The organism is Cupriavidus nantongensis (assembly GCF_001598055.1).
GTDB lineage: Bacteria > Pseudomonadota > Gammaproteobacteria > Burkholderiales > Burkholderiaceae > Cupriavidus > Cupriavidus nantongensis.
The window spans coordinates 174,069-198,494 of the sequence record NZ_CP014845.1; the positions used below are offsets into that span (position 1 = coordinate 174,069).

General features: G+C 61.6%; 24 protein-coding genes. 22 read left to right on the forward strand and 2 right to left on the reverse strand.

Annotated features, from left to right (window positions below):
• The 5 genes from A2G96_RS22180 to A2G96_RS22200 all read left to right on the forward strand — a co-directional run bounded on the left by A2G96_RS22180 (window position 1) and on the right by A2G96_RS22200 (window position 4,987).
• A complete protein-coding gene (locus A2G96_RS22180) occupies window positions 1–903 on the forward strand; it encodes a LysR family transcriptional regulator (RefSeq protein ID WP_062802389.1) in 903 nt (300 codons plus the stop codon).
• Window positions 904–1,267: 364 nt separating this feature from the next.
• Window positions 1,268–2,215, forward strand: coding sequence for a tripartite tricarboxylate transporter substrate binding protein (locus tag A2G96_RS22185; RefSeq protein ID WP_018006551.1), 948 nt, complete (start codon window positions 1,268–1,270; stop codon window positions 2,213–2,215).
• A 137-nt stretch (window positions 2,216–2,352) separates the two neighbouring features.
• Window positions 2,353–3,096, forward strand: a complete 744-nt coding sequence (locus A2G96_RS22190) for a sulfite exporter TauE/SafE family protein (protein ID WP_062802391.1) — start codon at window positions 2,353–2,355, stop codon at window positions 3,094–3,096.
• A 148-nt stretch (window positions 3,097–3,244) separates the two neighbouring features.
• Window positions 3,245–3,898: a carboxymuconolactone decarboxylase family protein gene (locus A2G96_RS22195; protein ID WP_167354395.1), complete on the forward strand. Its 654-nt coding sequence runs from the start codon at window positions 3,245–3,247 to the stop codon at window positions 3,896–3,898.
• A 108-nt stretch (window positions 3,899–4,006) separates the two neighbouring features.
• Complete coding sequence (locus A2G96_RS22200; protein WP_062802393.1) at window positions 4,007–4,987, forward strand: Bug family tripartite tricarboxylate transporter substrate binding protein; 981 nt, start codon at window positions 4,007–4,009, stop codon at window positions 4,985–4,987.
• Between the two features lie 12 nt (window positions 4,988–4,999).
• Here A2G96_RS22200 and A2G96_RS22205 read toward each other — a convergent pair whose 3' ends face one another.
• Window positions 5,000–5,989 (reverse strand): LysR family transcriptional regulator, encoded by a 990-nt coding sequence (locus tag A2G96_RS22205; protein ID WP_062802394.1) that lies wholly within the window; start codon window positions 5,987–5,989, stop codon window positions 5,000–5,002.
• Window positions 5,990–6,252: 263 nt separating this feature from the next.
• On the opposite strand from A2G96_RS22205, the gene A2G96_RS22210 reads away from it, so the two are divergent.
• The 10 genes from A2G96_RS22210 (at window position 6,253) to A2G96_RS22255 (ending at window position 17,340) form a co-directional block, all read left to right on the forward strand.
• On the forward strand, window positions 6,253–7,530 hold the full coding sequence (locus tag A2G96_RS22210) for an SLC5/6 family protein (RefSeq protein WP_062802395.1): 1,278 nt from the start codon (window positions 6,253–6,255) through the stop codon (window positions 7,528–7,530).
• Window positions 7,531–7,564: 34 nt separating this feature from the next.
• Window positions 7,565–8,764 carry a MalY/PatB family protein gene (locus tag A2G96_RS22215; RefSeq protein WP_062802396.1) on the forward strand — a complete coding sequence of 400 codons (1,200 nt, stop codon included), beginning with the start codon at window positions 7,565–7,567 and terminating at the stop codon, window positions 8,762–8,764.
• Between the two features lie 121 nt (window positions 8,765–8,885).
• Entirely contained in the window at window positions 8,886–10,148 is a 1,263-nt protein-coding gene (locus tag A2G96_RS22220; protein WP_062804089.1) for a YbfB/YjiJ family MFS transporter, read from the forward strand.
• 129 nt (window positions 10,149–10,277) lie between these two features.
• Window positions 10,278–11,180 (forward strand): LysR family transcriptional regulator, encoded by a 903-nt coding sequence (locus A2G96_RS22225; RefSeq protein WP_062802397.1) that lies wholly within the window; start codon window positions 10,278–10,280, stop codon window positions 11,178–11,180.
• A gap of 138 nt (window positions 11,181–11,318) precedes the next feature.
• Window positions 11,319–11,786, forward strand: a complete 468-nt coding sequence (locus A2G96_RS22230; RefSeq protein ID WP_062802398.1) for a PaaI family thioesterase — start codon at window positions 11,319–11,321, stop codon at window positions 11,784–11,786.
• A gap of 104 nt (window positions 11,787–11,890) precedes the next feature.
• Entirely contained in the window at window positions 11,891–12,994 is a 1,104-nt protein-coding gene (locus A2G96_RS22235; RefSeq protein ID WP_062799342.1) for an IS5 family transposase, read from the forward strand.
• A gap of 321 nt (window positions 12,995–13,315) precedes the next feature.
• Entirely contained in the window at window positions 13,316–14,509 is a 1,194-nt protein-coding gene (locus tag A2G96_RS22240; RefSeq protein ID WP_062802399.1) for a CaiB/BaiF CoA transferase family protein, read from the forward strand.
• A gap of 16 nt (window positions 14,510–14,525) precedes the next feature.
• Window positions 14,526–15,713, forward strand: coding sequence for a 3-sulfinopropanoyl-CoA desulfinase (acdA, locus tag A2G96_RS22245; protein WP_062802400.1), 1,188 nt, complete (start codon window positions 14,526–14,528; stop codon window positions 15,711–15,713).
• A 34-nt stretch (window positions 15,714–15,747) separates the two neighbouring features.
• Window positions 15,748–16,728 (forward strand): Bug family tripartite tricarboxylate transporter substrate binding protein, encoded by a 981-nt coding sequence (locus A2G96_RS22250; RefSeq protein ID WP_062802401.1) that lies wholly within the window; start codon window positions 15,748–15,750, stop codon window positions 16,726–16,728.
• A gap of 57 nt (window positions 16,729–16,785) precedes the next feature.
• Window positions 16,786–17,340: a cysteine dioxygenase family protein gene (locus A2G96_RS22255; RefSeq protein WP_417926448.1), complete on the forward strand. Its 555-nt coding sequence runs from the start codon at window positions 16,786–16,788 to the stop codon at window positions 17,338–17,340.
• Window positions 17,341–17,433: 93 nt separating this feature from the next.
• On the opposite strand, the gene gcvA is transcribed toward A2G96_RS22255, so the two are convergent.
• On the reverse strand, window positions 17,434–18,354 hold the full coding sequence (gcvA, locus tag A2G96_RS22260) for a transcriptional regulator GcvA (RefSeq protein ID WP_062802403.1): 921 nt from the start codon (window positions 18,352–18,354) through the stop codon (window positions 17,434–17,436).
• A gap of 300 nt (window positions 18,355–18,654) precedes the next feature.
• Between gcvA and A2G96_RS22265 the strand changes: the two genes are divergently transcribed.
• From A2G96_RS22265 to A2G96_RS22295, 7 genes are all read left to right on the forward strand, one after another.
• On the forward strand, window positions 18,655–19,428 hold the full coding sequence (locus tag A2G96_RS22265) for an SDR family NAD(P)-dependent oxidoreductase (protein ID WP_062802404.1): 774 nt from the start codon (window positions 18,655–18,657) through the stop codon (window positions 19,426–19,428).
• Between the two features lie 65 nt (window positions 19,429–19,493).
• Complete coding sequence (locus A2G96_RS22270) at window positions 19,494–19,775, forward strand: hypothetical protein (protein WP_062802405.1); 282 nt, start codon at window positions 19,494–19,496, stop codon at window positions 19,773–19,775.
• Window positions 19,776–19,822: 47 nt separating this feature from the next.
• Complete coding sequence (locus A2G96_RS22275) at window positions 19,823–20,164, forward strand: carboxymuconolactone decarboxylase family protein (RefSeq protein WP_062802406.1); 342 nt, start codon at window positions 19,823–19,825, stop codon at window positions 20,162–20,164.
• 70 nt (window positions 20,165–20,234) lie between these two features.
• A complete protein-coding gene (locus A2G96_RS22280) occupies window positions 20,235–20,915 on the forward strand; it encodes a cupin domain-containing protein (RefSeq protein ID WP_062802407.1) in 681 nt (226 codons plus the stop codon).
• Window positions 20,909–22,042: a flavin monoamine oxidase family protein gene (locus tag A2G96_RS22285; protein WP_062802408.1), complete on the forward strand. Its 1,134-nt coding sequence runs from the start codon at window positions 20,909–20,911 to the stop codon at window positions 22,040–22,042. The genes A2G96_RS22280 and A2G96_RS22285 overlap by 7 nt, the downstream gene beginning before the upstream one ends.
• A gap of 48 nt (window positions 22,043–22,090) precedes the next feature.
• A complete protein-coding gene (locus A2G96_RS22290) occupies window positions 22,091–23,119 on the forward strand; it encodes an alcohol dehydrogenase (RefSeq protein WP_062802409.1) in 1,029 nt (342 codons plus the stop codon).
• Between the two features lie 40 nt (window positions 23,120–23,159).
• Complete coding sequence (locus tag A2G96_RS22295) at window positions 23,160–24,401, forward strand: MFS transporter (RefSeq protein WP_062802410.1); 1,242 nt, start codon at window positions 23,160–23,162, stop codon at window positions 24,399–24,401.
• Window positions 24,402–24,426 lie beyond the last annotated feature (25 nt).

The following is a 24,426-nucleotide window of genomic DNA, read 5'->3' on the forward strand; positions in this document are numbered from 1 at the left end:
ATGGCAGCGCTGCGATTCTCGCTGCGGCAACTGGAACTGTTCTCGGCCGTGGCCAGAACAGGCTCGACCGCGGCGGCGGGCGAGACCGCCGCGCTGTCGCAGTCTGCGGTCAGCTCCGCCGTGAACGAGCTTGAGCAGATGCTAGGCGTGACGCTGTTTGATCGAATCGCCAAGCGTCTTGTGCTCAATGATGCTGGCCGCGCGCTGCAAGAGCGGGCCGCCCGCCTCATCTGGGAAGCGCGTTCGATCGAGCGTGAATTTTCCGGCGGGCATCCGTCTTACCACCTTAAGGTGGCGGCTAGCACGACCATTGGCAATTACCTGATTCCGCGGATCCTGACCGGATATCAGCGCCGGTATCCGGACCGGCGCGTCGATACAGCGATTGGCAATTCCCGCGAGGTAATGCGGCTGGTCAGCGAGGCCCACGTTGATGTCGGCCTGATTGAAGGCCCCAGTCTGGCAACCGATCTGGTCGTACGCCCATGGCGCGAGGATGAACTGGTGATTGTCGCGTCCGCGCAAGACCGGCTTGCAGTGGCGCAACGTGAATCCGGCGCGCTCGTATCCGCGGCGCAATTGCAGGCGGCCAGCTGGCTACTGCGGGAAGAGGGATCCGGTACGCGGGATGCGGTAAGACAGGCCTTGCACCCCTGCCTCGGGCCTCTGTCTCCGAAGGCGGTACTGGGCAGTTCGGAGGCCATCAAGTACGCGGTCGAGCTCGGGCTCGGCATCAGTTGCCTGTCGCGGCTATTGGTGCAGCCCATGCTAGACAGCGGAACGCTGGTGGAATTGCGCACTGGGCTGCCGCGGTGGACGCGCCCGCTGTCGCTGGTATCGCATCCGGCGCGACCTGTTTCATTGGCGATTTCCGAATTTCTGCATCCCGAGCGAACGGGATAGCGTAAAAAATACAAAAACTCATCAGGGCCAATTGAGAATTCGCATTCTTGAAAATGCGAGGGGGACTTATTTGCGAAAAATACAATAACAAATTTAACTGATAAGGCTGATCGCAATAATCCGTTTCGTATCGATGAGGTCCGAAATTAGGATGGATAAACCGCAGCATTCAAATGCGATCGTCGATGCCATGACGGCGCCACAAAAGGAGACAGCGATGCAAGCATCAGGTACTGAAAAGGCTTTTGGGCAATGGATTGGTCAGGCCAGACAATGGCTGCGCCGCATGCGTCGGAATCGCCTTCCAACAGCCGGATTTGGAGACGCCGGCGCCAAACGGCACGGCACGTCGGTGGCAATGACCATGTTCGCGTTCGCCATCGCTCCCCTTTACATGGCGGGAGCGCATGCCGAAGAATGGCCGGCGAAGCCGGTACGCCTGGTGGTGCCGTTTGCCTCCGGTGGCGCCACTGACCTGCTGGCGCGTGCCGTGGCTCTCGAACTGGGCAAGCAGTGGAAGCAGCCGGTGGTGGTGGACAACCGGCCCGGCGCCGGCGGTGCCGTCGGCGCGGAGATGGTAGCCAAGGCAAGCCCTGATGGCTATACGCTGCTGCTGGCTTCTGGCAGCATGTTCACGGTCAACCCGTTCATCTATCAAAAGCTGCCGTATTCCGCCGAGAGCTTCGAGATGATCAGCAAGGTAGCCAGCGGGCCAATGGTTGTGACCGTCAATACGCAAGTGCCGGCAAAAACCATGACCGAGCTGATTGCCTATGCCAAGGCCAACCCCGGAAAACTCACGTTCGCCTCGGCCGGTAATGGCAGCCAGGTACACATGGCCAGCGAGGCCTTCGCAGAGGCTGCCGGCATCGATGTGGTCCATGTGCCGTACAAGGGCGAGGGGCCGGCCTACGCGGACCTGATGGCCGGTACGGTCAACATGACCGTGGGCAATATCAACGCGATCTCGCCGCTGCTCAAGGGTGGCCGCTTGCGCGCGCTTGCCGTGACCGGCAAAGAACGCTCAACGCTGCTGCCCGATGTGCCGACGGCCGCCGAAGCCGGCTTGCAGGGGTTCACGTTCTACGGCTGGTTTGCGCTAATGGCACCGGCCGGTACGCCAAGAGCGTTGACTGCGAAGATGTATGCCGACCTGGAGAAGGCGGTGTCGGAACCCGGCATGCAACGCTACCTGGCGTCGCAGGGCATGGCCAGGACGCTCACGCCGAAGGGCCGGCTCCCCGAAGAGATCGCCCAGGAAGCCGGGCGCTGGAAGCTCCTGGTGGCGAAGCGGAAGATTGCTGCCAACTAGTGGTTGCAATGATGAGCGGACCAGCGCCCTGTGGCCAGGCGGATGATCCCGGCATCTATTCATCCGCCGCCCACCGCGCCCGGACCAGGGTGTAGCCAGGCATGGCAGCAACACTTTTGACAAGGCGACGGGCGACCATGGCGGCAGAACATTACGCAATCCTGGGTGCGACCATTGGGGCCGCCTATACGGTATTCGGCCTGACAGGCTTTGGCGCGGCGATGGTAGCGGTACCCGTGCTGGTGCAATTCCTTCCGCTGCAGTTCGTGGTGCCGATGCTGCTGCTGCTCGATCTGGTGGCGACCGCGGTGGTGGGTGTGCGGAACCGGAGTTCGGTGTCGCACACCGAATTGTTTCGATTGCTCCCGTTCATGATGATCGGCGTGGCGCTGGGCACCACCGTGCTGGCAAAGCTCGAATCCCGCTGGCTGCTAGTGGGGCTCGGCCTGTTTGTGCTGGCCATGACGGCGCGCGCATTGATGGGTTCCTCGGGGCGCATGGCTGCCGCCGCAAAGGGGTGGTCAGTGCCGGCCGGTGTCATTGGTGGCGTATTCAGCGCTTTGTTTGGCACGGGCGGGCCAATCTATACGATGTATCTGGCGAGCCGTCTTCCTGAGATCGATGTGTTCCGGTCCACCATTGCGTCCGTGATCCTGTCCAGTGCGGTAGCCAGGCTGCTGGCGTTTGCCGGCGGCGGTCTCCTGCAACAAGACGAGCTATGGCGCAGTGCCGCGTTTGCCATGCCATTCAGTCTGGCCGGGTTGGCCGTGGGCTCCTGCCTGCGCCGGCGCATCTCGGCAGATGCCGTACGCCGTGCGCTGCTGGTGTTCCTCGGTGCCAGTGGCGCTTCGGTGCTGGTCCGCGGCCTGCTGATGCGATGACATCCTGTCCGCACAGCGCTCACCATAGCGGCGCACGCAGCGGGCCACGGAGTATCCCATTCGCCATTGAGTTTTATTTCAATTGATCATGGTTTCCCGGCGGAATAGCCTTGCGCGGGCGTATCACCATGAGAGCGAGGAAGAGACTATGGCAGCAAGTGTGAAAGACATCATCTCCCGGATAAAAGGCCCGGCTTCGACCTATGTGCAGGCATTTGAGACGCACCGGTCCCACTTGCATGCGGCGGAAGATGGAGAAGCGGGATTGACGCCTCGCCAGCGTGCGCTGGTCCGGATCGCCATTGCCGTCGCAATTCCGAGCGCGGAAATGTTGCGAACCTGCAGGAACGAAGCAGAGGGGATCGTTGCGCGAGAGGAGATCGAGCAGGCAGTCAGCGTTGCCACTGCCTTGCGGGCCGGTGCCGCGGTGGCTTACGGCAGGCTGGCGTACAAGTACCTCAATGGCGAAGAAGACGGCGCCGCCGTCTCTTCGGCTGTTTCCGAAATCAAGAAAGATCGTGAGCTGATGACCCAATTCCGCAGGTCATCGCCAGCGGATTTCGAGCGGCTGACGAAGATGCTCGGCGAGATGCACAAGGAGGGGCTGCCCCTGTCCAGGCTCGACTATGAATTGCTTGCTATCGGCTGCGCTACTATTACCCAGTGCGTGTATTGCATGGAGCGTCATGTTGATGCGGCGCGCGCGCTAGGCATCGTGCCAGCGCAGGTTGCGCAGGTGGTTCACCTGGCCGTGTCGGCCCGGATCGAAGCGTCGTTCCTCGCAGCCGGAGAGATTCTGTAAAAACGGCCGCGAAGTGCAAGCTGGCTTATGCCATGGCATGGCTTGGCATGGCTTGGCTTCGCGTGGCTCGGCATCCGTAGCAGGCCATTTTCGCTCGCGCATACCCGAATGATGATTATTCTCCCCCAGCTTCGCGTAGCAGCCTTGGTCTTCATTGGCGCCATGATGGCCTCCTCGGCGTTCGCCCAGTCATGGCCGACGAAGCCCGTCAGGCTTGCTGTGCCTTTCGCAGCAGGCGGCGCGACGGATGTCATCGCCCGATCTCTGGCGCAAAAGCTTGGCGAAATATGGAAGCAGAGCGTCGTAGTGGATAACAGGCCTGGCGCCGGTGGCGGTGTCGCGGCGTCGCTCGTGGCAAAGTCTCCTGCAGACGGGCATACTATGATCCTGGTCGGCGGAAGTCAGCTGACGGTGAACCCGCACATCTATCGGCAATTGCCGTATAGCCCCTCAGACTTCACCATCATTGCCAATATAGCCAGAGGCCCGAAGGTGATTGCTGTTGGCTCCGCTGTCCCCGCCCAGACTCTGAAGGACCTTGTGGCGCTTGCCAGATCAAGGCCGGGCCAGCTGAATTTTGGATCTGCTGGCAATGGCACACAGGTCCACATGGCGGGAGAAGCGTTTGCCGATGCCGCAAGGATCGATATCAAGCACGTGCCCTATAAGGGCGAGGCTCCCGCGTTGAATGACCTGATGGGGGGGCAAGTGCAGATTGTGGTTGGAAACATCGCAGCCGTATCTCCATTTGTAAACGCTGGCCGCATCAAGGCGCTGGCGATTACCGATAAAAGCCGCTCTCCCATGTTGCCGGAAGTGCCTACTGCAACCGAAGCTGGAGTTCCAGGCCTGGAAGATATTTCGGCATGGTTTGCGCTGCTAGTTCCCGCGGGTACGCCAGCAGACATTGTGCGCAAAATCCGGGCCGACACTGTCAAGGCGCTGCAAGACAACGAACTCAAGGCGGGACTGATGTCGCAGGGCATGCGTGCGGGGGGTGAAGATGCGTCGCAGATGAAGGCAATCATTGCAGCCGAATCGCAGAAGTGGGCCCGAATCGTCAAGCTGAAACAGCTCAGCGCAGACTGACCTGGCCCACGGCTAGGAACTGAGAGCGCGATCCCAGACGGGCACCTCGCCAATATCGGCAACCAGGAAGTCGATGAAGCTGCGAATGACAGCGCGCGCATAACGCGAGCGGTAGTACATCGCGTACAGCGAATGTGAGATCGCCGCGCGGTATTCCGGGACCACAAGCTTCAGGTGTCCTGACAGGATATCGTGGGAGACCAGATAGGTGGGCAGGCAAGCGACACCGTAGCCCTGCAACGCGGCCTCGCGCAACGCCAGGCTGGAATTCGAGGTCAGCCTGGACGCGATGCCGATGTGCTGCACCATCATTTCTCTCTGGAACGTCCATGCGCCATTCATGGTCATTTCCGGATAAACCAGGCATTGATGCCGCATCAGGTCGGAAGGTTCCAGAATCGCTTCATGCCTGGCCAGGTACGCTGGCGCAGCGCAATATACCCAGTGTATGGGTGCCAGCTTGCGAGCCGCGTAGCCCGAGTCGGTGTCGCCCGTGATGCGCACCGCGACATCAAAGTTCTCTTCAGCGAGATTTACCAGCCGGTCTTCAAGTGTTACGCGCGCGTCCACATCCGGATATGCGCCGAGGTACCTGCCAACTATAGGGGTAAGTTGCTTGCTGCCGAACGCAATGGAGCAAGTCACCCTCAGTGTCCCTTCAAGGCGCTGGGACTGTCTGGTTGCATCAAGGGTGCTTTCCACGTCGGAGAGAATTCCGTTCGCCCGCTCCAGCATGATGCGGCCGCTATCCGTCAGCGTCATGCTACGGGTCGTGCGCTTAACGAGCAATACGCCAAGTCGGTCTTCGAGCTGCGAAAGGCTCTTGCTCACGGCTGAAGGCGACAGATTGAGTTCTCTCGCAGCTGCGCTCAAGCTGCCCAGTTCGGCCACCCTGACAAACACAGTTATCTGTGTGAACGTTGCGAAGCTTTTAGACATATTTTCGGAGGCGCCGGCCTGGCAGCGTATGCGCGTCCCCTGTAGTGCTGAGGGCAGCATCATTCTATTCCGAAGTGTGACGCATCGCATCTACCTGGTTCGCACCACTTACCCGGCGACCGCCGTCATCTTTGACTTTCCCTCAAAGATGGTTTGAGGGGATTTCGCTAACTGAATCGTCGAAAGTCCCTGAGAATGGATCGGGGTCAAAGTCGAAAGGAAGTGAGGACCACCAATCCGTATACAAGTGTTGGTGTGCTGAAAACTAAAGAAGGTCCGACTGCCGAACTGTTTTAAAACATAGCTCAAGAAATTATGGAGGAGAAATGAGACAACTGACCATTTCTGCTGAGGAGATGTGCGTGCCGTTTACGCGATACGACCTCGGCTGGGTCATCCTGTGTATCGGGATGGCCATTGGTGCCGGCGTGGTGTTCTTGCCGGTCCAGGTGGGGATCATGGGAGTGTGGGTATTCATCGCATCCGTCATCCTGGCCTATCCCGCGCTCTACATGATGCAGAACCTCTATTTGAGGACGCTGTCGGAGAGCGCGGACTGCGATAGCTATGTCAGCATCATTACCCATTACCTGGGTAAGAACTGGGGCTTCTTTCTGAGTATTGCTTATCTCCTCATGCTGCTGAAGGGGATGTTGACGTACTCGTTGGCCGTGACCTTCGATAGCGCCAAGTATTTGCAGACCTTCGGTATCACCACCCAGTTGCTGTCGGATAGTCCGCTGTACTCTCTGACGATTCTGGTTGTGCTGGTGATGATCGCGGCGCAAGGGGAGCGGTTGCTGTTCAAGGTCTCCGGGCCATTGGTGATAGTGAAGCTCGCTATTGTCCTGCTTTTGGGCTTCGTCATGATCCCGCATTGGGACGTCATGGGGAATCTTCCTTCGTTTCCCGAGTTGAAGCAGCTGGCGATCGACACCGTACTGACTTTGCCGTTCACCGTGTTCTCGATTCTCTTCGTTCAGATACTGAGTCCGATGAACATTGCCTTCCGCAAGCAAGAGTCAGATCCGCGCATCGCGACATACCGCGCGATCCGCGCGCACCGGGTGGCATATGTCGTGTTGGTGGTATCGGTGTTGTTCTTTGCCATTTCGTTCACGTTCTCGCTATCGCACGAACAGGCATTGTCTGCCAAGGCACAGAACATCTCCGCACTGGCCCTTGCAGGTAGTGTGATTCCCGGGGCTGACGTGTTGCTGATGACGACCGCGCTGAACGTGTTTGCCATCGTGACTGCATTCTTTGGCCTGTACCTGGGGATCGACGAGGCTGTATCCGGCATTGCGATCAATGTGCTGTCCCGGTTCATTCCCAGGGAGAACATCAACAGAAAGGTGGTATCGATCGGCACATCGGTCCTGATCGTCGGAGCGCTCTGGCTCTGGGTGCAGTCAAAGTTCTCGATCCTTTTGCTACAGCAAATCGCTGCGCCCATCTACGGTGTCACCTCCTTCATTATCCCGTGCCTGCTGGTCTACAAGGTCCCTGCGCTACACGCCTACAAGACCAAGTCGGTCTACTTCGTATTCTTCGTGGGTGTGGTCGTATGCATGACGCCCGTATTGAAGGCATTGGGGTACTGAAAAGGCAATGATGGATGTTTGAGGGAATGATGTGATGGTAAAAGTTTCAGAGTTCGAATTTGACGACATCGTTGATCGCAGCGACTCCAGTTCGATGAAGTGGTGTTTTCCGGACAGCTTTCTCACACCGCACCAGGTGCGAGCCGAGCCGATTCCGATGTGGCTGGCGGATATGGATTTCCGCTCCCCCGGCGTAGTCGTCGAGGCAATTCAGGGGATGGTGGCCAAGGGTGTGTTCGGATACTCCTCGGTCCCGGCGAGTTACTTCAAGGCGGTAACGGGCTGGCAGAGCCGGCGCTTTGGCTGGCGCGTCGACGAGGAATGGATTGTGCCGGTTGCCAGCGTCATTGCCGCGCTCAGGACGCTTATCCATGCCTTTTCCCGGCCAGGGGATTCGGTGTTGATCCAGCCGCCGGTATACGTGCACTTCCACCATGACGTCCTGATCAACGGGCGCCAGCTGGCGATGGCGCCGCTCAGGTTCGATGGCGAGCGCTACCGCTTTGACCCGGATGCCTTCGAGCGCGCCATTCAAGCGGATACCAAGCTCTTCATTCTCTGCAATCCTCACAATCCCACCGGGAACGTCTGGAGTCCGGACGAGCTGCGCGCCATGGGCGACATTTGCCGTCGCCATGGTGTGCTCGTCATATCCGATGAAATCCATGGGGACTTCGTCTTCGGTGGTGGCAAGAGGCACACGCCTTTTGCCTCGCTAGGGGACGACTATGCCGACAACAGTGTCACCTGCATCTCGGCAAGCAAGACCTTCAACCTGGCGGGCCTGCAGTGCGCGAACATCGTCGTCTCTGACAAAGGTAAGCGAGACGAGATCAAGCGAACGATCGAGCGGAACATGAATGCGCACGTCAACATGGTAGGCGCATTGGCAACGGAGGCCGCGTACACGTCAGGCGACCAATGGGTAGACGCGCTAGTCGGAAAGGTGGCCGCCAACCATGAATACTTCCGCACCGAGGTGAACAGCCGTGTCAATGGGATCCGCGTTCTGGACTCGGACTCTCTGTACCTGGCCTGGATTGACTGCCGGGATCTGCAACTGTCGCCCGCAGACCTCGAGAACTTCCTGCTGACCAAGGCCCGCGTCTGGTTTGATCGCGGACCGAAGTTTGGAAAAGAGGGACACGGCTTCATGCGTGCCAATCTGGCGTGCCCACGCCAGACGCTGGATCGCGCGATCTCGCAGTTGACTTCAGCGCTGCCGCGCAACTGAGCGATGCCTCGCCCGAAGCGTGTCTTCGGGCATTTGGCTTATCGGAAGCCATCGTAGTACGTCCGCAATGGATGTTCAGCGCTTTATCCAGTGGGTCGGATTTCCCACGAGAATTTCTGCCATGTCACAAGATGTCATAGCTACGGAAGCAAGGGCTGGCTTGCCCCATGCAAGCGGGCTGATCGACCGCCGTGCGTTGCATGCCGCCTTCGCCGGCTTGAGTGCAAGTCTGGTCGCGATCGGACTCGCCCGTTTCGCCTACACGCCTTTAATACCGGCCTTGATCCAGGCCCACTGGTTCAGCGCCGCCGACGCTGTCTCGCTTGGCGCCGCCAACTTTGCCGGATACCTGGCGGGCGCACTGTCAGGCCGCTTGCTTGCCGCTCGCATGTCGAACCGCAGCCTCATGCGCTGGATGATGCTGACCGCCACCGCGGCGTTCTTTGCGTGTGCGTTTCCGGTGTCCCTGAGTTGGTTCTTCATCTGGCGCTTCCTGTCCGGGCTGTCCGGTGGCGCCATCATGGTGCTGGTGGCAACGACAATCCTTCCTCATATCCCATCGACCCGCCGGGCACTGGTAAGCGGCATGATATTTCTGGGTGTAGGCCTCGGCATTGCGGCGTCCGGCACCTTGGTGCCCGGATTGCTGTCGATGGGCCTTCGTACGGCATGGCTCGGCCTGGGGGCGGTGTCACTGCTGCTCACCGTGCTGAGTTGGGGGGGGTGGCCTGCCGCGGGCAAGCCCGCTGGCAGATCTGCGCCAAGATCGGCGGACGAATGTGCAGAAGCCAGCCGTCCCACCCTTGCGCGCAGGCTCAGGATCATCTGCATGCAGTATGCCGCTAATGCGTTGGGACTGGTGCCTGCCATGGTTCTGCTGGTCGACTATGTCGCACGCGGGCTGGGACAAGGCGCGACGGTAGGCGCACGCTACTGGGTGCTCTATGGCGTCGCGGCGACTGCGGGACCGCTGGTCAGCGGATGGGCCGGGGGGAGGGCAGGCTTTGGCAATGCCTATCGGATTGCCCTGTTGCTGCAGGCCATCGCGGTCGGCCTGCTGGCAATCTCGCAGCAGACCGCTGTGCTGATTGTGTCAACCATCATATTGGGCGCTTTCACGCCGGGCATCGTGCCATTGGTGCTGGGACGCATCCAGGAGTTGCTACCGCATGATGCCAGCGACCAACGCGCGGCCTGGAGTCGCGCGACGGCATCGTTTGCGCTGTTCCAGGCGTTGGGCGGCTACGGCTATGCCTGGCTTTTCTCGCGCACGGACGGGAATTACACGCTCATCTTTGCCTGCAGCGCCGTTGCGTTGTTCCTGGCCTTCGCCATGGACTTCACTGCCGGGAGGCGAACTGACTTTACGCCAGTCAAATCTTGAGCTTCACCCGCCGGCGCGAGTGCTCAGTCCAGCGCCATTGACAGGTTTGCCTAATGAGTCTACTTTCAACGATCCGCGGCTAGGGATGAGATTCATCTCAACGCCACCTGTTCTGCTTCTGGATCGTCGATGCCCAAGTCTGAAAGATTCCAGCAACCAACACTGCGTCAACTCGAGCTTCTTCTTGCATTGGTATCTTCCGACGGCATTGCCGGGGCGGGGGCGAAGCTGGGCATGACGCCATCTGCTACCAGTCACGCGTTGCGTGCGCTGGAGGACGCGCTTGGGGTCCAGTTGGTGGAGCGCAACCAGAGCGGCCTGTCGCTGACCTACGCTGGCGAACAGGTGCTGCCGCATGTGCGGGACGTGTTCGCCTCGTTGCAGCTGGTGACCGCCACGGCGCGTGCCGGAGCGGAGCTGAAGACCGGCCTGATCCGCGTCGGCTCGTTCGGCGCAAGCGCGTCACTGCATGCGCTGCCTGCGCTGCTGCAGCAGTTCCGGACCAGGTATCCCGGCGTCAGCGTGATCGTCACCGAACGGCCGGATGAGGAAACCAGCCAGGATCTGATCGAGCGCCGCATCGAGCTGGCCGCGGTCACGTTGCCCAAGCCTGACTTCGAGACCATTACGCTGGCGGTCGACGAGCTGGTCGCAGTGCTGCCGGAAGACCATGAGCTAGCCACACAGGCCGAAGTCCAGCTCGCCGACATTACCCGCTTTCCTTTCATCATGACGCGCGCGGGCTCGCAGAAACTCATTCAAAGGCTGTTTGCGCGCCACAATTGCCGGCCGCGGATCGCGCACGAGCTGCTGCAGATCATGTCGATCCTGGAGTATGTGTCCAGGGGCGAAGGCGTCTCGATCCTGGCCCGGCTAGCCGTGCCCGACGCCTATCCCGGCGTGCGCTACGTACCGCTCCTGCCCCAGACCCGCCGCAGCATCGGCCTGGCATGCCTGGGCGAGAACAAGCTATCGCCTGCAGCCAAGGCGCTGTGGCAGGAGGCGAAGCGGTTCAGCGTGGCCAGCTACTAAGGCGGTGGTCTTCGGCTCGCATTGAAATCCGATTCAATTGCACATGAGCGAGGCCACTCTTAGCCTCGGGGCATTTGCCGGAACCCGCCCGCTGCACGCTGCGGCGTTACGGGGGCCAGCCACTATCGCCTCTTGACCATGAGTGATATCGAGCACGCCGACGCCTGGATCCAGAAAGAATATTCCCCCGAGAACAGCCACTGCTATGGGTGCGGCGTCGCCAACCCGCATGGCAACGGACTCAGGACCTACCTGAACGGCGCCGAAACGGTTTCCCGCTTCACGCCGGACCCGATGTACAGCGGTGGCGTACCCGGCAACGTCTACGGCGGCATGATCGCATCGCTGTTCGATTGCCACGGCACGGCGTCCGCTGCCGCCTTTCACAGGCAACAGTCGGACGACCCCTCCGGACCCTTGGGCCGGTTCGTTACCGCTTCACTCCACGTCAACTTCCTTGCACCCACGCCGCAGGCGCAGGTGCTGACGGTGTCGGGCAAGCTGAAAGCCATCGACGGCCGCAAGGTGTGGGTCGAGATGACGCTCACGGCGGGCGAGGCCCTCTGCGCCACTGCCGAGATGCTTGCCATCGCCCTGCGCAAATGACAACACCGGCGGCTGCCTAGCAGGCCGCTGAAATACCTCCGGTGGACGTCAGCGCGACAACTGGCTGAAGCGTTGATTTGAGGAACCCATCCAACTCCACTTTCATGCGCGGCGCAGATACCTTCACGGAAAGTTTGTTCACTATGCGGAGGCTGGATGATTTCGTGCCGAAGTCCCACCCGCTGCGCTCGATCCGCGCCATGGCCAACCAGGCGCTGGTAAAGATGGACCGGTTGTTCGCACAGATGTACGAGGACGATATCAAGGGTGGCCAGCCCAGCATCGCGCCGGAGAAGTTGCTGCGGGCCATGCTGCTGCAGGTGCTCTACAGCGTTCGCTCCGAACGCCAACTCATGGAGCAGACGCAGTACAACCTGCTGTTTCGCTGGTTCATCGGGCTGTCGATGGACGACACCGTTTGGGTGCCCACGGTCTTCACCAAGAACCGCGAGCGGCTGATCAAGCATGATGCGGTGATCCAGTTTTTCAACGAGGTGCTGGCCATCGCGCAGAAGAAGAACTGGCTGTCGGGCGAGCACTTCAGCGTGGACGGCACGCTGATTCAGGCGTGGGCAGGCCACAAGAGCTTCGTGCGCAAGGACGGCGGCGACGACAAGGACGACAACGACGGCGCCAACTTCAAAGGTCGCACGCGCAGCAACGAGACGCACGAGTCCAAGACCGATCCCGATGCCAAGCTGTACCGCAAGGGCAAAACTGCGAGTGAACTTCGCTATATGGGTCATACCCTGAGCGACAACCGTCACGGCCTGGTGGTGAGCGCCATGGTGACCAATGCGGACGGACATGCTGAGCGCGAGGCCGCGAAGGTGATGCTCAACGATGCCCGACAGGTGACGGACGACCCGAACACCGAAATCACGGTGGGTGCAGACAAGGGCTACGACGCGCAAGAGTTCATTCAAGCCTGCCTGGAACTGAAGGTGACGCCCCACGTGGCACAGAACACCTCGGGGCGCCGCTCGGCCGTTCCTGATGCCATTGCTTGCAGCGCCGGGTATGCCGTTTCGCAGCAAAAGCGCAAGCTGATCGAACAAGGCTTCGGATGGGTCAAGACTGTCGGGCGCATGCGCCAGGTGATGGTGCGTGGACTGAAGCGAGTCGACCAGATGTTCGTGCTGAGCATGGCCGCCTACAACCTCGTGCGCATGCGCTCACTGGGACAAATCCGTCCGCAGTTGCAGTAATCGCGGTAATGAGGCCGGAATCGGGCGCCAAACCGCCGAAAAAATCGATGTAGGGACGTCCCGCTTCCAGATTGTGAAAAATCGCAAGCCTACTGCCTTGCAGGGGGAAGCCTCGCCTCTTGTACGGGGAGTACTTCAGCAACCTGCTAGGGGTTTCTCCTCTCCTTGCGCTGCAATTCAATTGAGGTTGTCGGACACCGATTCTTAGAATCGATCGCATGACCAGCAAGGAGATCTTGTCATGCGATGCAGTAGAACGCCGGACCGCAATTCAGCCGTAATAAGCCAATACGCTGCGGCCCCATGCGCGCGAGGTGCGGAATGAATGTGCCCTCGGACCGCCTGGCACTGGCCGGCATCAAAGTACTGGACCTTTCCCGGATTCTCGCAGGGCCTAGCGCGACGCAACTGCTTGGCGACCTTGGCGCCGACGTAGTGAAAGTCGAACGCCCCGGGGAGGGCGACGACACCCGCAAATGGGGCCCACCGTATATCGAGGACAGCGCCGGGAACGCGACGCAGGAGAGCGCGTATTACCTCAGCGCCAATCGCAACAAGCGCTCGATCGCCATCGACCTGGCATCGGAAGCCGGGCGTACGCTGATCCACGAGCTGCTGCAGCACGCCGACGTACTGGTGGAGAACTACAAGGTCGGGGGGCTGGCGCGCTACGGATTGTCGTATGAACAGCTCAAGGCGCAGTACCCCAGGCTGATCTACTGCTCGATCACGGGCTTCGGCCAGACCGGCCCGTATGCGCAGCGCCCGGGCTACGACTTCCTGATCCAGGGGATGGGCGGGATCATGAGCCTCACCGGCGAGCCCGACGGCCAGCCGATGAAGGTCGGCGTCGGCATCGCCGATGTCATGACCGGCATGTATGCCACGGTGGGCATCCTCGCCGCGCTGCAGTATCGGGCCGCGCATGGCCGCGGCCAGCATATCGATGTGTCGTTGCTGGACTCGCAGATTGCGTGGCTGGTGAACGGCGCCACCAACTACCTTGCCGACGGTGTGTTGCCGCAGCGGCTGGGCAACGGGCATCCCAATATCGTGCCCTACCAGGTGTTCGATACCGCTGACGCGCCGATGATTCTCGCGGTTGGCAACGATGGCCAGTTCGCGCGGTTCTGCGAGGTCGCGGACCTGATGCACGTCGCCGCGGATGAGCGGTTCCGGACCAACCCCGCGCGGGTTGCCAATCGCAAGGCGGTGTGCGAGCTGGTCGCCGCGGCACTACGCCAGCGTGGTCGATCCGAATGGCTCGCCGTGCTGGAAGACGCGGGGGTGCCATGCGGCCCGGTGAACAACCTCGAAGACGTTTTCAACGACCCGCATGTCAAGGCACGTGGCGCTGAGATCCGCATGCCCTGTGAATGGGCAAAGAACGGCCAACTGCGGCTGCTCGCCAATCCGCTCAAGCTGTCAGAGACGCCCGCGACCTATCGAAAACCCCCGCCCCGGCTGGACGAGCATCGCGACGCGATCCTGAAAGACTGGCTCGGCAACTCATAAACCAATGGAGAGACGCATGTTCGAACTGACCGCTGAACAAAGAGAACTGCAACTGGCCGCGCGCGACCTGGCGCAGAACGCATTCGCACCGACCGCTGCCGACACCGACCTGACCGAGGCCTATCCCTGGCAGAACGTGAACCGGCTGCTTGCCGCAGGCTTCATGGGGATGACGATCCCGAAGGAGCTGGGCGGACAAGGTCGCAGCTACCACGATACCGTGATCGTGATCGAGGAGATGGCGAAGGCGTGCGCCACCATGGGCCGCATTACCGTCGAAGCCAACATGGGTGCGATCGGCGCCATTCTGCGCTATGGCACCGACGAGCAGCGCAAGCTCGCCGCGGCGGCCGTGCTCAGCGGCGACAAGCCCGCCATCTGCATCTCCGAGCCCAACGCCGGCAGCGCCGCCAGCGAGATGACCACCCGCGCGGACCGGGTCGGCGACGACTACATCCTGAACGGCGAAAAGTACTGGATCACCGGCGGCGGTGTCTCGCGCCTGCACTTGATCTTCGCCCGCGTGTTCGACGATGGTGTCGACCAGGGCATCGGCGCGTTCATCTGCGTGCGCGATGGCAATGCTCCCGACGGCCTGGTGATCGGCCGCCGCCTCTACGCGATGGGCGTGCGCGGCATCCCCGAGACGCATATCGAGTTCCGCGACCTGAAGATCCACAAATCCATGCTGGTGGTACCGCCGGGCGGGCTGCAGCGCGGCTTCGCGGCGTTGATGAACGCGTACAACGCGCAGCGAGTCGGTGCCGGCACGGTGGCGCTCGGCATCGCGCAGGGCGCGTTCGAGGAAGGCGTGCGCTATGCGAAGTCGCGCCAGCAGTTCGGCCGCCCCATCGCCGAATTCCAGGGCCTGCAGTGGATGATCAGCGATATGTCGGTGCAACTGGAGGCCGCGCGCTTGCTGTTGCACTCGGCCGCGCGCAGTGGCAAGGAATTTCCCGACATGGCCCGCGCCGCCCGCGCCAAGATCTTCGCCGCCGAGACGGCCAACAAGGTCACCAACGATGCGCTGCAGCTCTATGGGTCGTCTGGCTATGGCCGCCACAACCCGATGGAGCGGCACGTCCGCGATGCCCGGATGTTCACCATTGCCGGCGGCACCGCGCAGATCCTGAGAACGCAGGTCGCGGCGAGCGTGCTCGAGATGAAGCTGCCGCAGACGCGCCACGGCTACCTCGCGAAATAAGGCCGGTCGCAAAAATAACGGAGGAGACAAAGATATGAAGCGCAGAGACTTCATAAAAGCCCTGTCGTATATCGGCGCGGGGTCCATGGCGCCGCTTGTGGGTGTGCGCGCTGCGAGCGGGGCCTATCCCGCTGCGCCGGTGCGGCTGGTCGCGCCGTTCCCGCCAGGCGGCACCGTCGATATCCTGGCACGGCTGGTTTCGTCGCAACTTGCGCGCGAGCTATCCCAATCGGTGATCGTCGAGAATCGCGCCGGCGCGGGAGGCACTATCGGTGCGGATGCGGTGGCGCGCGCCAGGCCGGATGGCTACACCGTGCTGTTTGGCGCTGCGCATCACGCCATCGCCCAGACCGTCTACCCGGCGCTGCCCTATGACATCCGCAACATGGTGCCGGTCAGCTTCCTGGGGCGGGTGGACCATGTGCTGCTGGTGACCAACAAGCTGCCGGTAAAGAACGTCGCTGAACTGATCGCCTACCTGAAGGCGAATCCCGACAAGCTGGCCTACGGCTCGCCCGGCACCGGCACGCTGCACCACCTGATGGCGGAGCAGTTCAAGGCAGTCACCGGAACCCGGATGATGCATGTTCCCTACAAGGGCTCCAGCCCCGCGCTGGTCGACCTGATCTCCGGGACCATCCAGGTCTACTTCGAAACCATGCCATCGGCGCTCCAATACGTCCGCAGCGGCAGCGTGCGGGCGCTCGCGGTGACCTCCAGGCAGCGCTCGCGCAGCCTGCCGGATCTTCCGACCATCGCTGAGTCTGGCGTGCCCAACTACGACGCGGCCAGCTGGTACGGGCTGTTCGCGCCACGCGGCACGCCCGCACCGGTCGTGACCGCGCTGAATGGCGCAACGGCCCGAGCCTTTGTCAACGAGGCCTTTGTCGAGCAATGGCGACGCCAGGGTGCCGAGCCCGGCGGCGGCAATCCGGATGTGCTGCGCAAGCTGCTGCTGAGCGAAGTTGACCGCTGGAGCGCCGTGGCGCGGGACGCCAATATCCGGGTCGAGTAGCACGAAGCGACGTAGAAGAGTAAGGCTTTGACCCCACACAGGAGACAACCCATGACCATGCCCAAGGTTTTCACGGACTTCATCGCGGCAATGACCCACATCGTAGAAACCGCCGACGGCAATGAGCGCCGCATCCTCGATGCCGGCGGGAAGCTGCTTGGCGAACTGGTTGCCGTGGATAACTGGTTGCCGGAGGCGTACGCGCAGCCGCATCCCCAGTACTACGGCCAATACCTGCTCTATGCCGACCCGGGCGACCGGTTCTCGGTGGTCAGCTTTGTCTGGGGGCCGGGCCAGAAGACGCCTGTGCATGACCACACTGTGTGGGCGCTCATCGGCATGCTGCGTGGTGCCGAGACTTCGGAGCGATTCGAAGTCGTTGCGCCCGGCAAGCCGATGCGTTCCCTTGGCAAGGATATGCTCAGGCCTGGCCATATCGATCGGGTGTCGCCGTCGATCGGGGATATCCACCGCGTGGCAAATGCTTACGACGACAGCGTGTCGATCAGCATTCATGTGTATGGCGGCAACATCGGCAAGATTTCCCGTCATGTCTATGACGAGCAAACCGGGGAACATAAGACCTTCATTTCCGGCTACACCAACGTCTAGCCGGCCGTGGACGCCGCCGCGAAAGTGGCGGTATCCGTCTATGCGTCGAAGGTGACCAGCTTTGCGCTGGCATTGGCCCTGTTGGGCCTGGTTCTATTCGTTCGGTAAGGCCGCTTCACTCAGCAGCCAGTTCCGGAATGCCTGCAACCTCGGCAACGCAGCGCTCTCAGGCCGATAAACCACGTAGTAGGCCAACTCGGAAGGGAATTTCAACTTTGGGAAAAGCCGTACCACGCGCCCGGCCGCCAGATCGTCGCGAGCCATGACGCTGCGCGCCAGCGCCACGCCGCGTCCTTCGCTTGCTGCTTGCAACACGGCTGCGGAGTTGTTGATCTTCATGCCGCGTGCGGTTGCCACACCGGAAACGCCCATTTTCTGAAACCACCGGTTCCATGTGGGAAAGCCCGCATGGCCATCCATGGAGAGATCGTGAATGAGAGTGATGCCATCCAGATCAGCGGGTCGGCGCAGAGCTCGATGCTGTCGCAGCAGCTCGGGTGAACAAACCGGGTACACCTCCTCCTCCATGAGCTTTTCCGCAGTCAGTCCGGGCCATGTGCCGGTACCGTAGCGCACGCCGATGTCCACCCGCTGCGCCACGAAGTCCACGGGTTTGAGATTGGTCTCCAGGCGAATATCGGTGTCGGGGCAGATTGCCTGGAACCGCTCAAAGCGTGGCAGCAGCCATTTGGCAGCGAAAGCGGGGCTGACCGTAACGGTCAGTACTCCACGGACGGATCCCTCCTGCAGCCGTTCCAGGCCCAGGGATAGCCTGTCAAATCCGGCTCGGATGTCCGGCAATGCGCGCAGTGCGGCATCCGTGGCAGAAAGACGTGCCCGACCACTGCTGCCCCGGACGAACAACGGGAAGCCAAGCCAATCCTCTAGGCCGCGAACCAACTGGCCAACGGCAGCGGGCGTGACGTTGAGTTCCTCCGCTGCTGCAGAGAAGCTTTCGTGTCGGGCACTGGCTTCAAAGGCGCGCAGCGCGTTCAGATGGATTGGCAGCTTCATCGCGATAAAGATTATCTTTCAGTCGCGGAAATTTTATCTCGTTTGCCGGGAGTGTGGGTTTGGCGAAGAATTGACCGTCACAAACCACGGAAACTCGGGGCCTTGCACATATCCCAGGAGCCGTTGTCGAAACTCTGGGCGGATAGTTTCCCTTTCAGGTCGCAGTGACCGGATGATTGTGGAATCGCTTCTTCGATGCATGTCTGTCGTTCAGGTTCGGACATCAAGTTGCACGGGCTGCCTCGCCGTGCTCCTTTCATAAACCCGTTTTCGCCTATCGGACAGGCAGAGGGATTTCATATGAGCGATCAGTTCAAGGGCAAGAAGCTGCTGATTGCCGGCGGCACCAGCGGAATGGGGCTGGAGACCGCCCGCATGGTGCTCGTCGAAGGCGGCAGCGTGGTGATCGTGGGCAATCGCCCCGAAAAGACCGAGGCGGCGCGCAGCGAGTTGGCCGCACTTGGACAGGTCTGGGCACTGACGGCGAACCTTGCCAGCGATGAGAGCGTCCGCGCACTGCTCGAGACTGTCGACGGGCAGCATGCCGACATCGACCTGCTGGTGAACGCCGCCGGCGTGTTCTTTCCAAAGCCCTTCCTCGAGCATTCGGAAGCTGACTACGACCAGTACATGAAGATCAACAAGGCGTTCTTCTTCATTACCCAACGGGTCGCAAGCAACCTGGTCAAGCAAGGCAAAACCGGCGCCATCGTCAACATCGGCTCGATGTGGGCCAGGCAGGCCATTGCAGCCACGCCTTCTTCGGCGTATTCGATGGCGAAAGCCAGCCTGCATTCGCTGACGCAGCATCTGGCGATGGAACTGGCGTCCAGCAACATCCGCGTCAACGCGGTGTCGCCTGCCGTAGTCGAAACGCCGATCTACGAGGGGTTCATTCCCAAGGCTGAAGTGCATGGCGCCCTGCAAGGCTTCAACAATTTCCATCCCATCGGCCGCGTTGGCACGCCGCGGGACGTTGCCGAAGCTGTCGTTTTCCTGCTCTCCGACAAGGCGGGTTGGGTAACGGGCGCAATCTGGGACGTGGATGGTGGCGTGATGGCTGGCCGCAACTGATGCGGGGGGCGAGCGCTTGCCGTTAGCCTCCCTTTTTTTCTGAACCACCGACTCGGAGAGGACGTATGGTCTATCTGCAAATTACCCTCAAGATCGCCAATGCCGACCGCGCGGCCGCGGCTTGCGTCTATCAACGATACAAGGAGCCGTTTCTCGGCACCGTTGCCGGCGCGAAGTCGAAGGAACTGCTGGTGCGTGAGGAAGACGTGCAAGTGCTGCATGGCTTCGACAGCAAGGAGAACGCCGCTGCCTATCTGCAAAGCGAGCTGTTCACGGCAGATGTGGTGGCCGGTCTTGAGCCATTGCTGGGTGCCGCGCCCGAGGTGCGGATCTACGAGGTTGCGTGATCCCACCGCAAAAGCCCTCACACTCATTGACAGCAGGAGCTCAAGACATGATGCAGGACTGGAACGCCTACCGGAATGAACTGAAGACGCGCGTCGGCGATTTCGCGTCGTTGAACCCGGAGGTAATGGCCGGGCTGGCGAAGCTGAATGAATTCGTTGCCAAGCCGGGACACCTGGAACCCAAGATGCACGAGCTGATTGCCTTGGCCGTCGCCGTTACCACGCGCTGCGACGGCTGCATTTCCGTGCACACACAGAAGGCAGCGGAGTACGGTGCCACGCGGGAGGAAATTGCCGAGGCGCTCGGGGTTGCCATTGCCCTCAACGCCGGCGCCGCTCTCGTCTATTCGGCGCGCGTGCTCGATACCCACGCGCATCTGCCCAGGTAAATGGTACGGGGTACAGGGCCGCCGCGGAACGCCGCGACCCTGTACCTCGCTTCTCATCAAAGAACTCCCCATGCTAGTTAATGCGGACTTTTCGCTGCGCGCAGCCGTCACGCCACGTCAGTACCAGTGGATCGCCTCGCCCCAGCCGGGCGTCGAGCGCGTGATGCTGGATCGAGTGGGAGGAGAAAAAGGGCGCGCCACCAGCATCGTGCGTTACGCGCCCGATTCCTGGTTTCCCCGGCACCAACATCGGGGAGGCGAGGAGATTCTCGTGCTATCGGGCACCTTCTCCGAAGGAGACACGCACTATCTGGCCGGCTGGTATTTGCGCAGTCCGCCGGGCTCCTGCCACCAGCCCTCCAGCGTCGAGGGTGCGGTCATCTTTGTGAAGCTCGGGCAGATGCAGCCGGACGAATCCAGCACAGTTCGTGTCGATACGCGTGATGTGTCGCGCTGGACGGTCAGGCATGGTCGTGAATGCTGCACGCTGTTCTCGGACGGCATCGAACATGTTTCCCTCGACCGCATACCGGCGGGCGCCGCGGTATTCGGCGGTCCGGTAGAGGGTGCCGAGATGCTGGTCGTGGAGGGCAGCTTACGGGAGCTTGCACAGGAATATGAGCGGGGCAGTTGGGTGCGGCTGCCGCCGGGGACGTATCCGGATCTCGTCGCAGGCAGATGCGGGGCCTGCGTGTACATCAAGACCGGACATCTCGCCAACCTTGTCAGTCGGGCAGGTGCGTCATGCTGACCGAACGCATTGCCATCATCGGCGGCGGGCTGAGTGGCCTGTACGCGGCCTACTTGCTGGAGCAACGTGGCATCCGCAATTACGTGTTGCTGGAAGCTCGCGTAGCCTTGGGCGGGCGGATCGCGTCTGTCTCGCCGACGGCCCTTACCGGCGAACAGCGGCCCAGCGAACAGTATGACCTTGGCGCAACCTGGTTCTGGCCCGACTTGCAACCGGAGCTGCAGGCGCTGGTGGACGAGCTGGGCCTGCAGACCTTCGCGCAGCAAGAAGAGGGGGACATGCTGCTCGAGCGTTCGCCGACGCAGCCCCCGGTACGCGCCGATGGCTATCGCTCCACGCCCCCCGCGCGGCGGCTGGTGGGCGGCATGGGCGCGCTCATCGATGCCCTGCATCAGCGCCTGACAGCAAACCGACTGATGACTCATTGCCATGTGAGGCGGCTGCGCTATCTGGATGACTGTGTCGAGGTGGAGGCTGACGGCCCGCAGGGTCGAGAACGCATGCATCGCGTGGCCCACGTGCTATTGGCGGTGCCGCCGCGTCTTGCGGCCGGCACGATTTTGTTCGAGCCAGCGTTGCCTGACCCATTGGCCGGGCCGTGGAAGCACTGCGCGACATGGATGGCGCCACATGCCAAGTATCTGGCGGTCTTTGACCGCCCCTTCTGGCGCGAACAGGGGCTATCCGGCGAGGCGCGCAGCGCGGTCGGGCCGATGACGGAGATTCACGACGCCTCGGCCCTAGCTTGCCATGGTGCCCTGTTCGGGTTCCTTGGTGTCCCCGCCGCTGTGCGCCGCCAGATTCCGGAGGAGGAATTGCGGGCGCTCTGCCGTGCTCAGCTGGTTCGCTTGTTCGGCCGCTGCGCTTCATCACCCCGGACCGAATATCTGAAAGACTGGGCGAGCGACCCATACACAGCGCTGGAGGCTGACAACAAGGTGGGTGCGCACCAAATGTTGCCATTACCTTCCTGCGCGGCGTCCGGCGTTTGGTGCAACCGGCTCACCGGTATTGCCAGCGAATGGTCGCCGCAGTTTGGCGGCTATGTCGCAGGCGCATTGGACGCAGCCCGGCGGGCCGTAGCCGCGTTGACGGCTGGCAATACCGCACATTCGCTTTTGCATTGATTGCCTTTCCGCGCAGCGCGGGACCAGCAGAGACATTGGAGTGTCGAGATGAAGCCTACCTATAAAGCCATGCAGATCAGCAGGCCCGGCGTTCTGGAGCTTGTGGAGCGGGCTGTGCCCCAGCCTGGCGTGGCAGAGGTGCTGATCCGGGTGGAAGCCTGCGGCATCTGCGGAGCGGATGCGGCCGACATCGAAAGAACAGGCCCTGCTGCGCAGCCGCCGCGTGTGCCCGGTCACGAGGTGGTTGGCCGAATCCTGGCGGTGGGCCCAGGCACGCCATCGATCTGGACGACAGGCCAGCGCGTGGGCGTGGGCCGGCTGGGTGGCCACTGTGGCGAATGCGTGCAATGCCGGCAGGGGCGGTTCCAGCTTTGCCTGAACCAACCTGTGGTCGGTGCCACCGTCGACGGCGGCTACGCCGAGATGATGCTTGCGCGCAGCACCGGTCTCGTAGCCATTCCAGATGGGCTTGGCTCGGAAGAGGCCGCGCCTATCCTGTGCGCAGGTATTGCTACCTTCAACGCCTTGAAGAAGTGCGGCGCGCAAGCTGGCGATACGGTGGCTATCCTTGGCATCGGCGGGCTGGGGCACATGGCGCTGCAATATGCACGAAACATGGGTTTCCGGGTCGTGGCGGTCGGGCGAGGCAACGACATTGCAGGCGACGCGCTGGCGCTGGGCGCACATCTCTATATCGATAACCGTCAGGAAGATGCCGCTGCACGGCTCAAGGCCATGGGTGGCGCCCAGGCCATCGTGACTATGATCGATCATGCCGAGGCAATTTCGGCATTGCTGCCCGGCCTGGCACCCGAGGGGCGGCTGGTTGTTCTCAACCCCGCCAGAAGCCCGTTACACATTCCCCCAGCTCTGCTTGTCGGCGGACAACGCAGCATCCTCGGATCGCTCACGGGTACGCCTTACGAAAACGAGAAAACGTTGAACTTCAGTATGCTGGCGAATGTGCGGCCTCGGATAGAGACCATGCCGCTCGAACAAGCAGCGCAGGCATACGAGAAGATGAAATCCGGTAGCGCGAAATACCGCATGGTGCTGACGATGGATAATCCCCGTTGAACGCGCTACACCTCTCCGCAAGGGGCGGCCAAATACCAATATGACCAAGCACAACACCCAACCGGCCCTCAACGCATCCGATTTTCTGCCCGACCGGGTCCAGAGCGGCAACATCTGGCGATTGTCCATCGCCCAGGCACTGGCCGGCGCCAACTCGGTGGTGGTCTATGCCACCGGCGCCATCGTCGGCGACATGCTTGCGCCGATACCCATGCTGGCTACATTGCCCATCTCCATCTTTGTGGTGGGCATGGCAGCGTGCATTTTACCGATCGGTGCGGTCTCCCGCAGGTATGGCCGGCGCGCTGCCTTCCTGGCAGGCACCGGGGCCGGTGTATTGACCGGCCTGCTGGCCATGCTTGCTGTCATCCTGGGCTGGTTCTGGCTGTTCTGCCTGGCCACCTTCTTTGGCGGCAGCTACGCCGCCGTCGTGCTGTCCTTTCGTTTTGCGGCAGCCGATGGTGTTGCTCCAGCCCGGCGCGCACGTGCACTATCGCTTGTCATGGCGGGTGGCGTGGCCGCGGGCGTGGTCGGGCCGCAATTGGTGACCTGGACCATGGATCTCTGGCCGCGGCATACGTTTGCCATGACCTTCCTGGTGCAGGCTCTCGTGGCAGCGCTGTCGGCGCTCGTTTTGCTCGGGGTAAAGCTACCCCAACCCAGCGTTGCGGAACTGGCCGGCGGCCGGCCGCTCACCGAGATCGCACGGCAGCCGCGTTTCATTGCCGCCGCGATCTGTGGCGCGGTGTCCTATATGTTGATGAACTTCCTGATGACCGCCGCACCGCTGGCGATGCACATCTGCGGGCATCCGCAGGCCTCCGCCAACCTGGGGATGCAATGGCATGTCATCGCGATGTACGCGCCGAGTTTCTTTACGGGTTCTCTGATTGCGCGATTCGGAGCAAGCCGCGTGGCGATCGTCGGCCTGGCGCTCACTGGGCTGTCTGCCGCCGTCGGACTCGGAGGCGTCGACGTGGCACACTTCTGGGCGACGCTGATCCTGCTCGGCCTTGGGTGGAATTTCGGGTTCCTTGGCGCATCGGCGCTGGTGCTGGAATGCCATCGCCCCGAGGAAAAGACGCGCGTGCAGTCCCTCAACGACTTCATTGTCTTTGGCCTGATGGCGATCGGCTCTTTTTCGTCCGGCGGCCTGTTGTCTGTCTATGGCTGGAACACAGTGCTGTGGGTATCGTTCGTTCCACTGGCGCTGTCCCTGGTGGCGCTCGCCGTGGCGATGAGAAGGAGCAAGGCCCTTGCAGAACACCAAAGCATGGCGTGAGATTGTCGTGGCCGGGCAGCCTGCT

What these genes read in the sequence shown, in the direction of transcription:
- A2G96_RS22225 (WP_062802397.1), top strand. Translation starts at nt 10,278, where the DNA reads ATGCCCAAGTCTGAAAGATTCCAGCAACCAACACTGCGTCAACTCGAG.
- A2G96_RS22195 (WP_167354395.1), top strand. Translation starts at nt 3,245, where the DNA reads ATGGCAGCAAGTGTGAAAGACATCATCTCCCGGATAAAAGGCCCGGCT.
- A2G96_RS22190 (WP_062802391.1), top strand. Translation starts at nt 2,353, where the DNA reads ATGGCGGCAGAACATTACGCAATCCTGGGTGCGACCATTGGGGCCGCC.
- acdA (WP_062802400.1), top strand. Translation starts at nt 14,526, where the DNA reads ATGTTCGAACTGACCGCTGAACAAAGAGAACTGCAACTGGCCGCGCGC.
- A2G96_RS22240 (WP_062802399.1), top strand. Translation starts at nt 13,316, where the DNA reads ATGAATGTGCCCTCGGACCGCCTGGCACTGGCCGGCATCAAAGTACTG.
- gcvA (WP_062802403.1), bottom strand. Translation starts at nt 18,354, where the DNA reads ATGAAGCTGCCAATCCATCTGAACGCGCTGCGCGCCTTTGAAGCCAGT.
- A2G96_RS22185 (WP_018006551.1), top strand. Translation starts at nt 1,268, where the DNA reads ATGTTCGCGTTCGCCATCGCTCCCCTTTACATGGCGGGAGCGCATGCC.
- A2G96_RS22230 (WP_062802398.1), top strand. Translation starts at nt 11,319, where the DNA reads ATGAGTGATATCGAGCACGCCGACGCCTGGATCCAGAAAGAATATTCC.
- A2G96_RS22285 (WP_062802408.1), top strand. Translation starts at nt 20,909, where the DNA reads ATGCTGACCGAACGCATTGCCATCATCGGCGGCGGGCTGAGTGGCCTG.
- A2G96_RS22215 (WP_062802396.1), top strand. Translation starts at nt 7,565, where the DNA reads ATGGTAAAAGTTTCAGAGTTCGAATTTGACGACATCGTTGATCGCAGC.
- A2G96_RS22280 (WP_062802407.1), top strand. Translation starts at nt 20,235, where the DNA reads ATGCTAGTTAATGCGGACTTTTCGCTGCGCGCAGCCGTCACGCCACGT.
- A2G96_RS22235 (WP_062799342.1), top strand. Translation starts at nt 11,891, where the DNA reads ATGCGCGGCGCAGATACCTTCACGGAAAGTTTGTTCACTATGCGGAGG.
- A2G96_RS22210 (WP_062802395.1), top strand. Translation starts at nt 6,253, where the DNA reads ATGAGACAACTGACCATTTCTGCTGAGGAGATGTGCGTGCCGTTTACG.
- A2G96_RS22265 (WP_062802404.1), top strand. Translation starts at nt 18,655, where the DNA reads ATGAGCGATCAGTTCAAGGGCAAGAAGCTGCTGATTGCCGGCGGCACC.
- A2G96_RS22270 (WP_062802405.1), top strand. Translation starts at nt 19,494, where the DNA reads ATGGTCTATCTGCAAATTACCCTCAAGATCGCCAATGCCGACCGCGCG.
- A2G96_RS22220 (WP_062804089.1), top strand. Translation starts at nt 8,886, where the DNA reads ATGTCACAAGATGTCATAGCTACGGAAGCAAGGGCTGGCTTGCCCCAT.
- A2G96_RS22290 (WP_062802409.1), top strand. Translation starts at nt 22,091, where the DNA reads ATGAAGCCTACCTATAAAGCCATGCAGATCAGCAGGCCCGGCGTTCTG.
- A2G96_RS22200 (WP_062802393.1), top strand. Translation starts at nt 4,007, where the DNA reads ATGATGATTATTCTCCCCCAGCTTCGCGTAGCAGCCTTGGTCTTCATT.
- A2G96_RS22275 (WP_062802406.1), top strand. Translation starts at nt 19,823, where the DNA reads ATGATGCAGGACTGGAACGCCTACCGGAATGAACTGAAGACGCGCGTC.
- A2G96_RS22250 (WP_062802401.1), top strand. Translation starts at nt 15,748, where the DNA reads ATGAAGCGCAGAGACTTCATAAAAGCCCTGTCGTATATCGGCGCGGGG.
- A2G96_RS22255 (WP_417926448.1), top strand. Translation starts at nt 16,786, where the DNA reads ATGCCCAAGGTTTTCACGGACTTCATCGCGGCAATGACCCACATCGTA.
- A2G96_RS22295 (WP_062802410.1), top strand. Translation starts at nt 23,160, where the DNA reads ATGACCAAGCACAACACCCAACCGGCCCTCAACGCATCCGATTTTCTG.
- A2G96_RS22205 (WP_062802394.1), bottom strand. Translation starts at nt 5,989, where the DNA reads ATGATGCTGCCCTCAGCACTACAGGGGACGCGCATACGCTGCCAGGCC.
- A2G96_RS22180 (WP_062802389.1), top strand. Translation starts at nt 1, where the DNA reads ATGGCAGCGCTGCGATTCTCGCTGCGGCAACTGGAACTGTTCTCGGCC.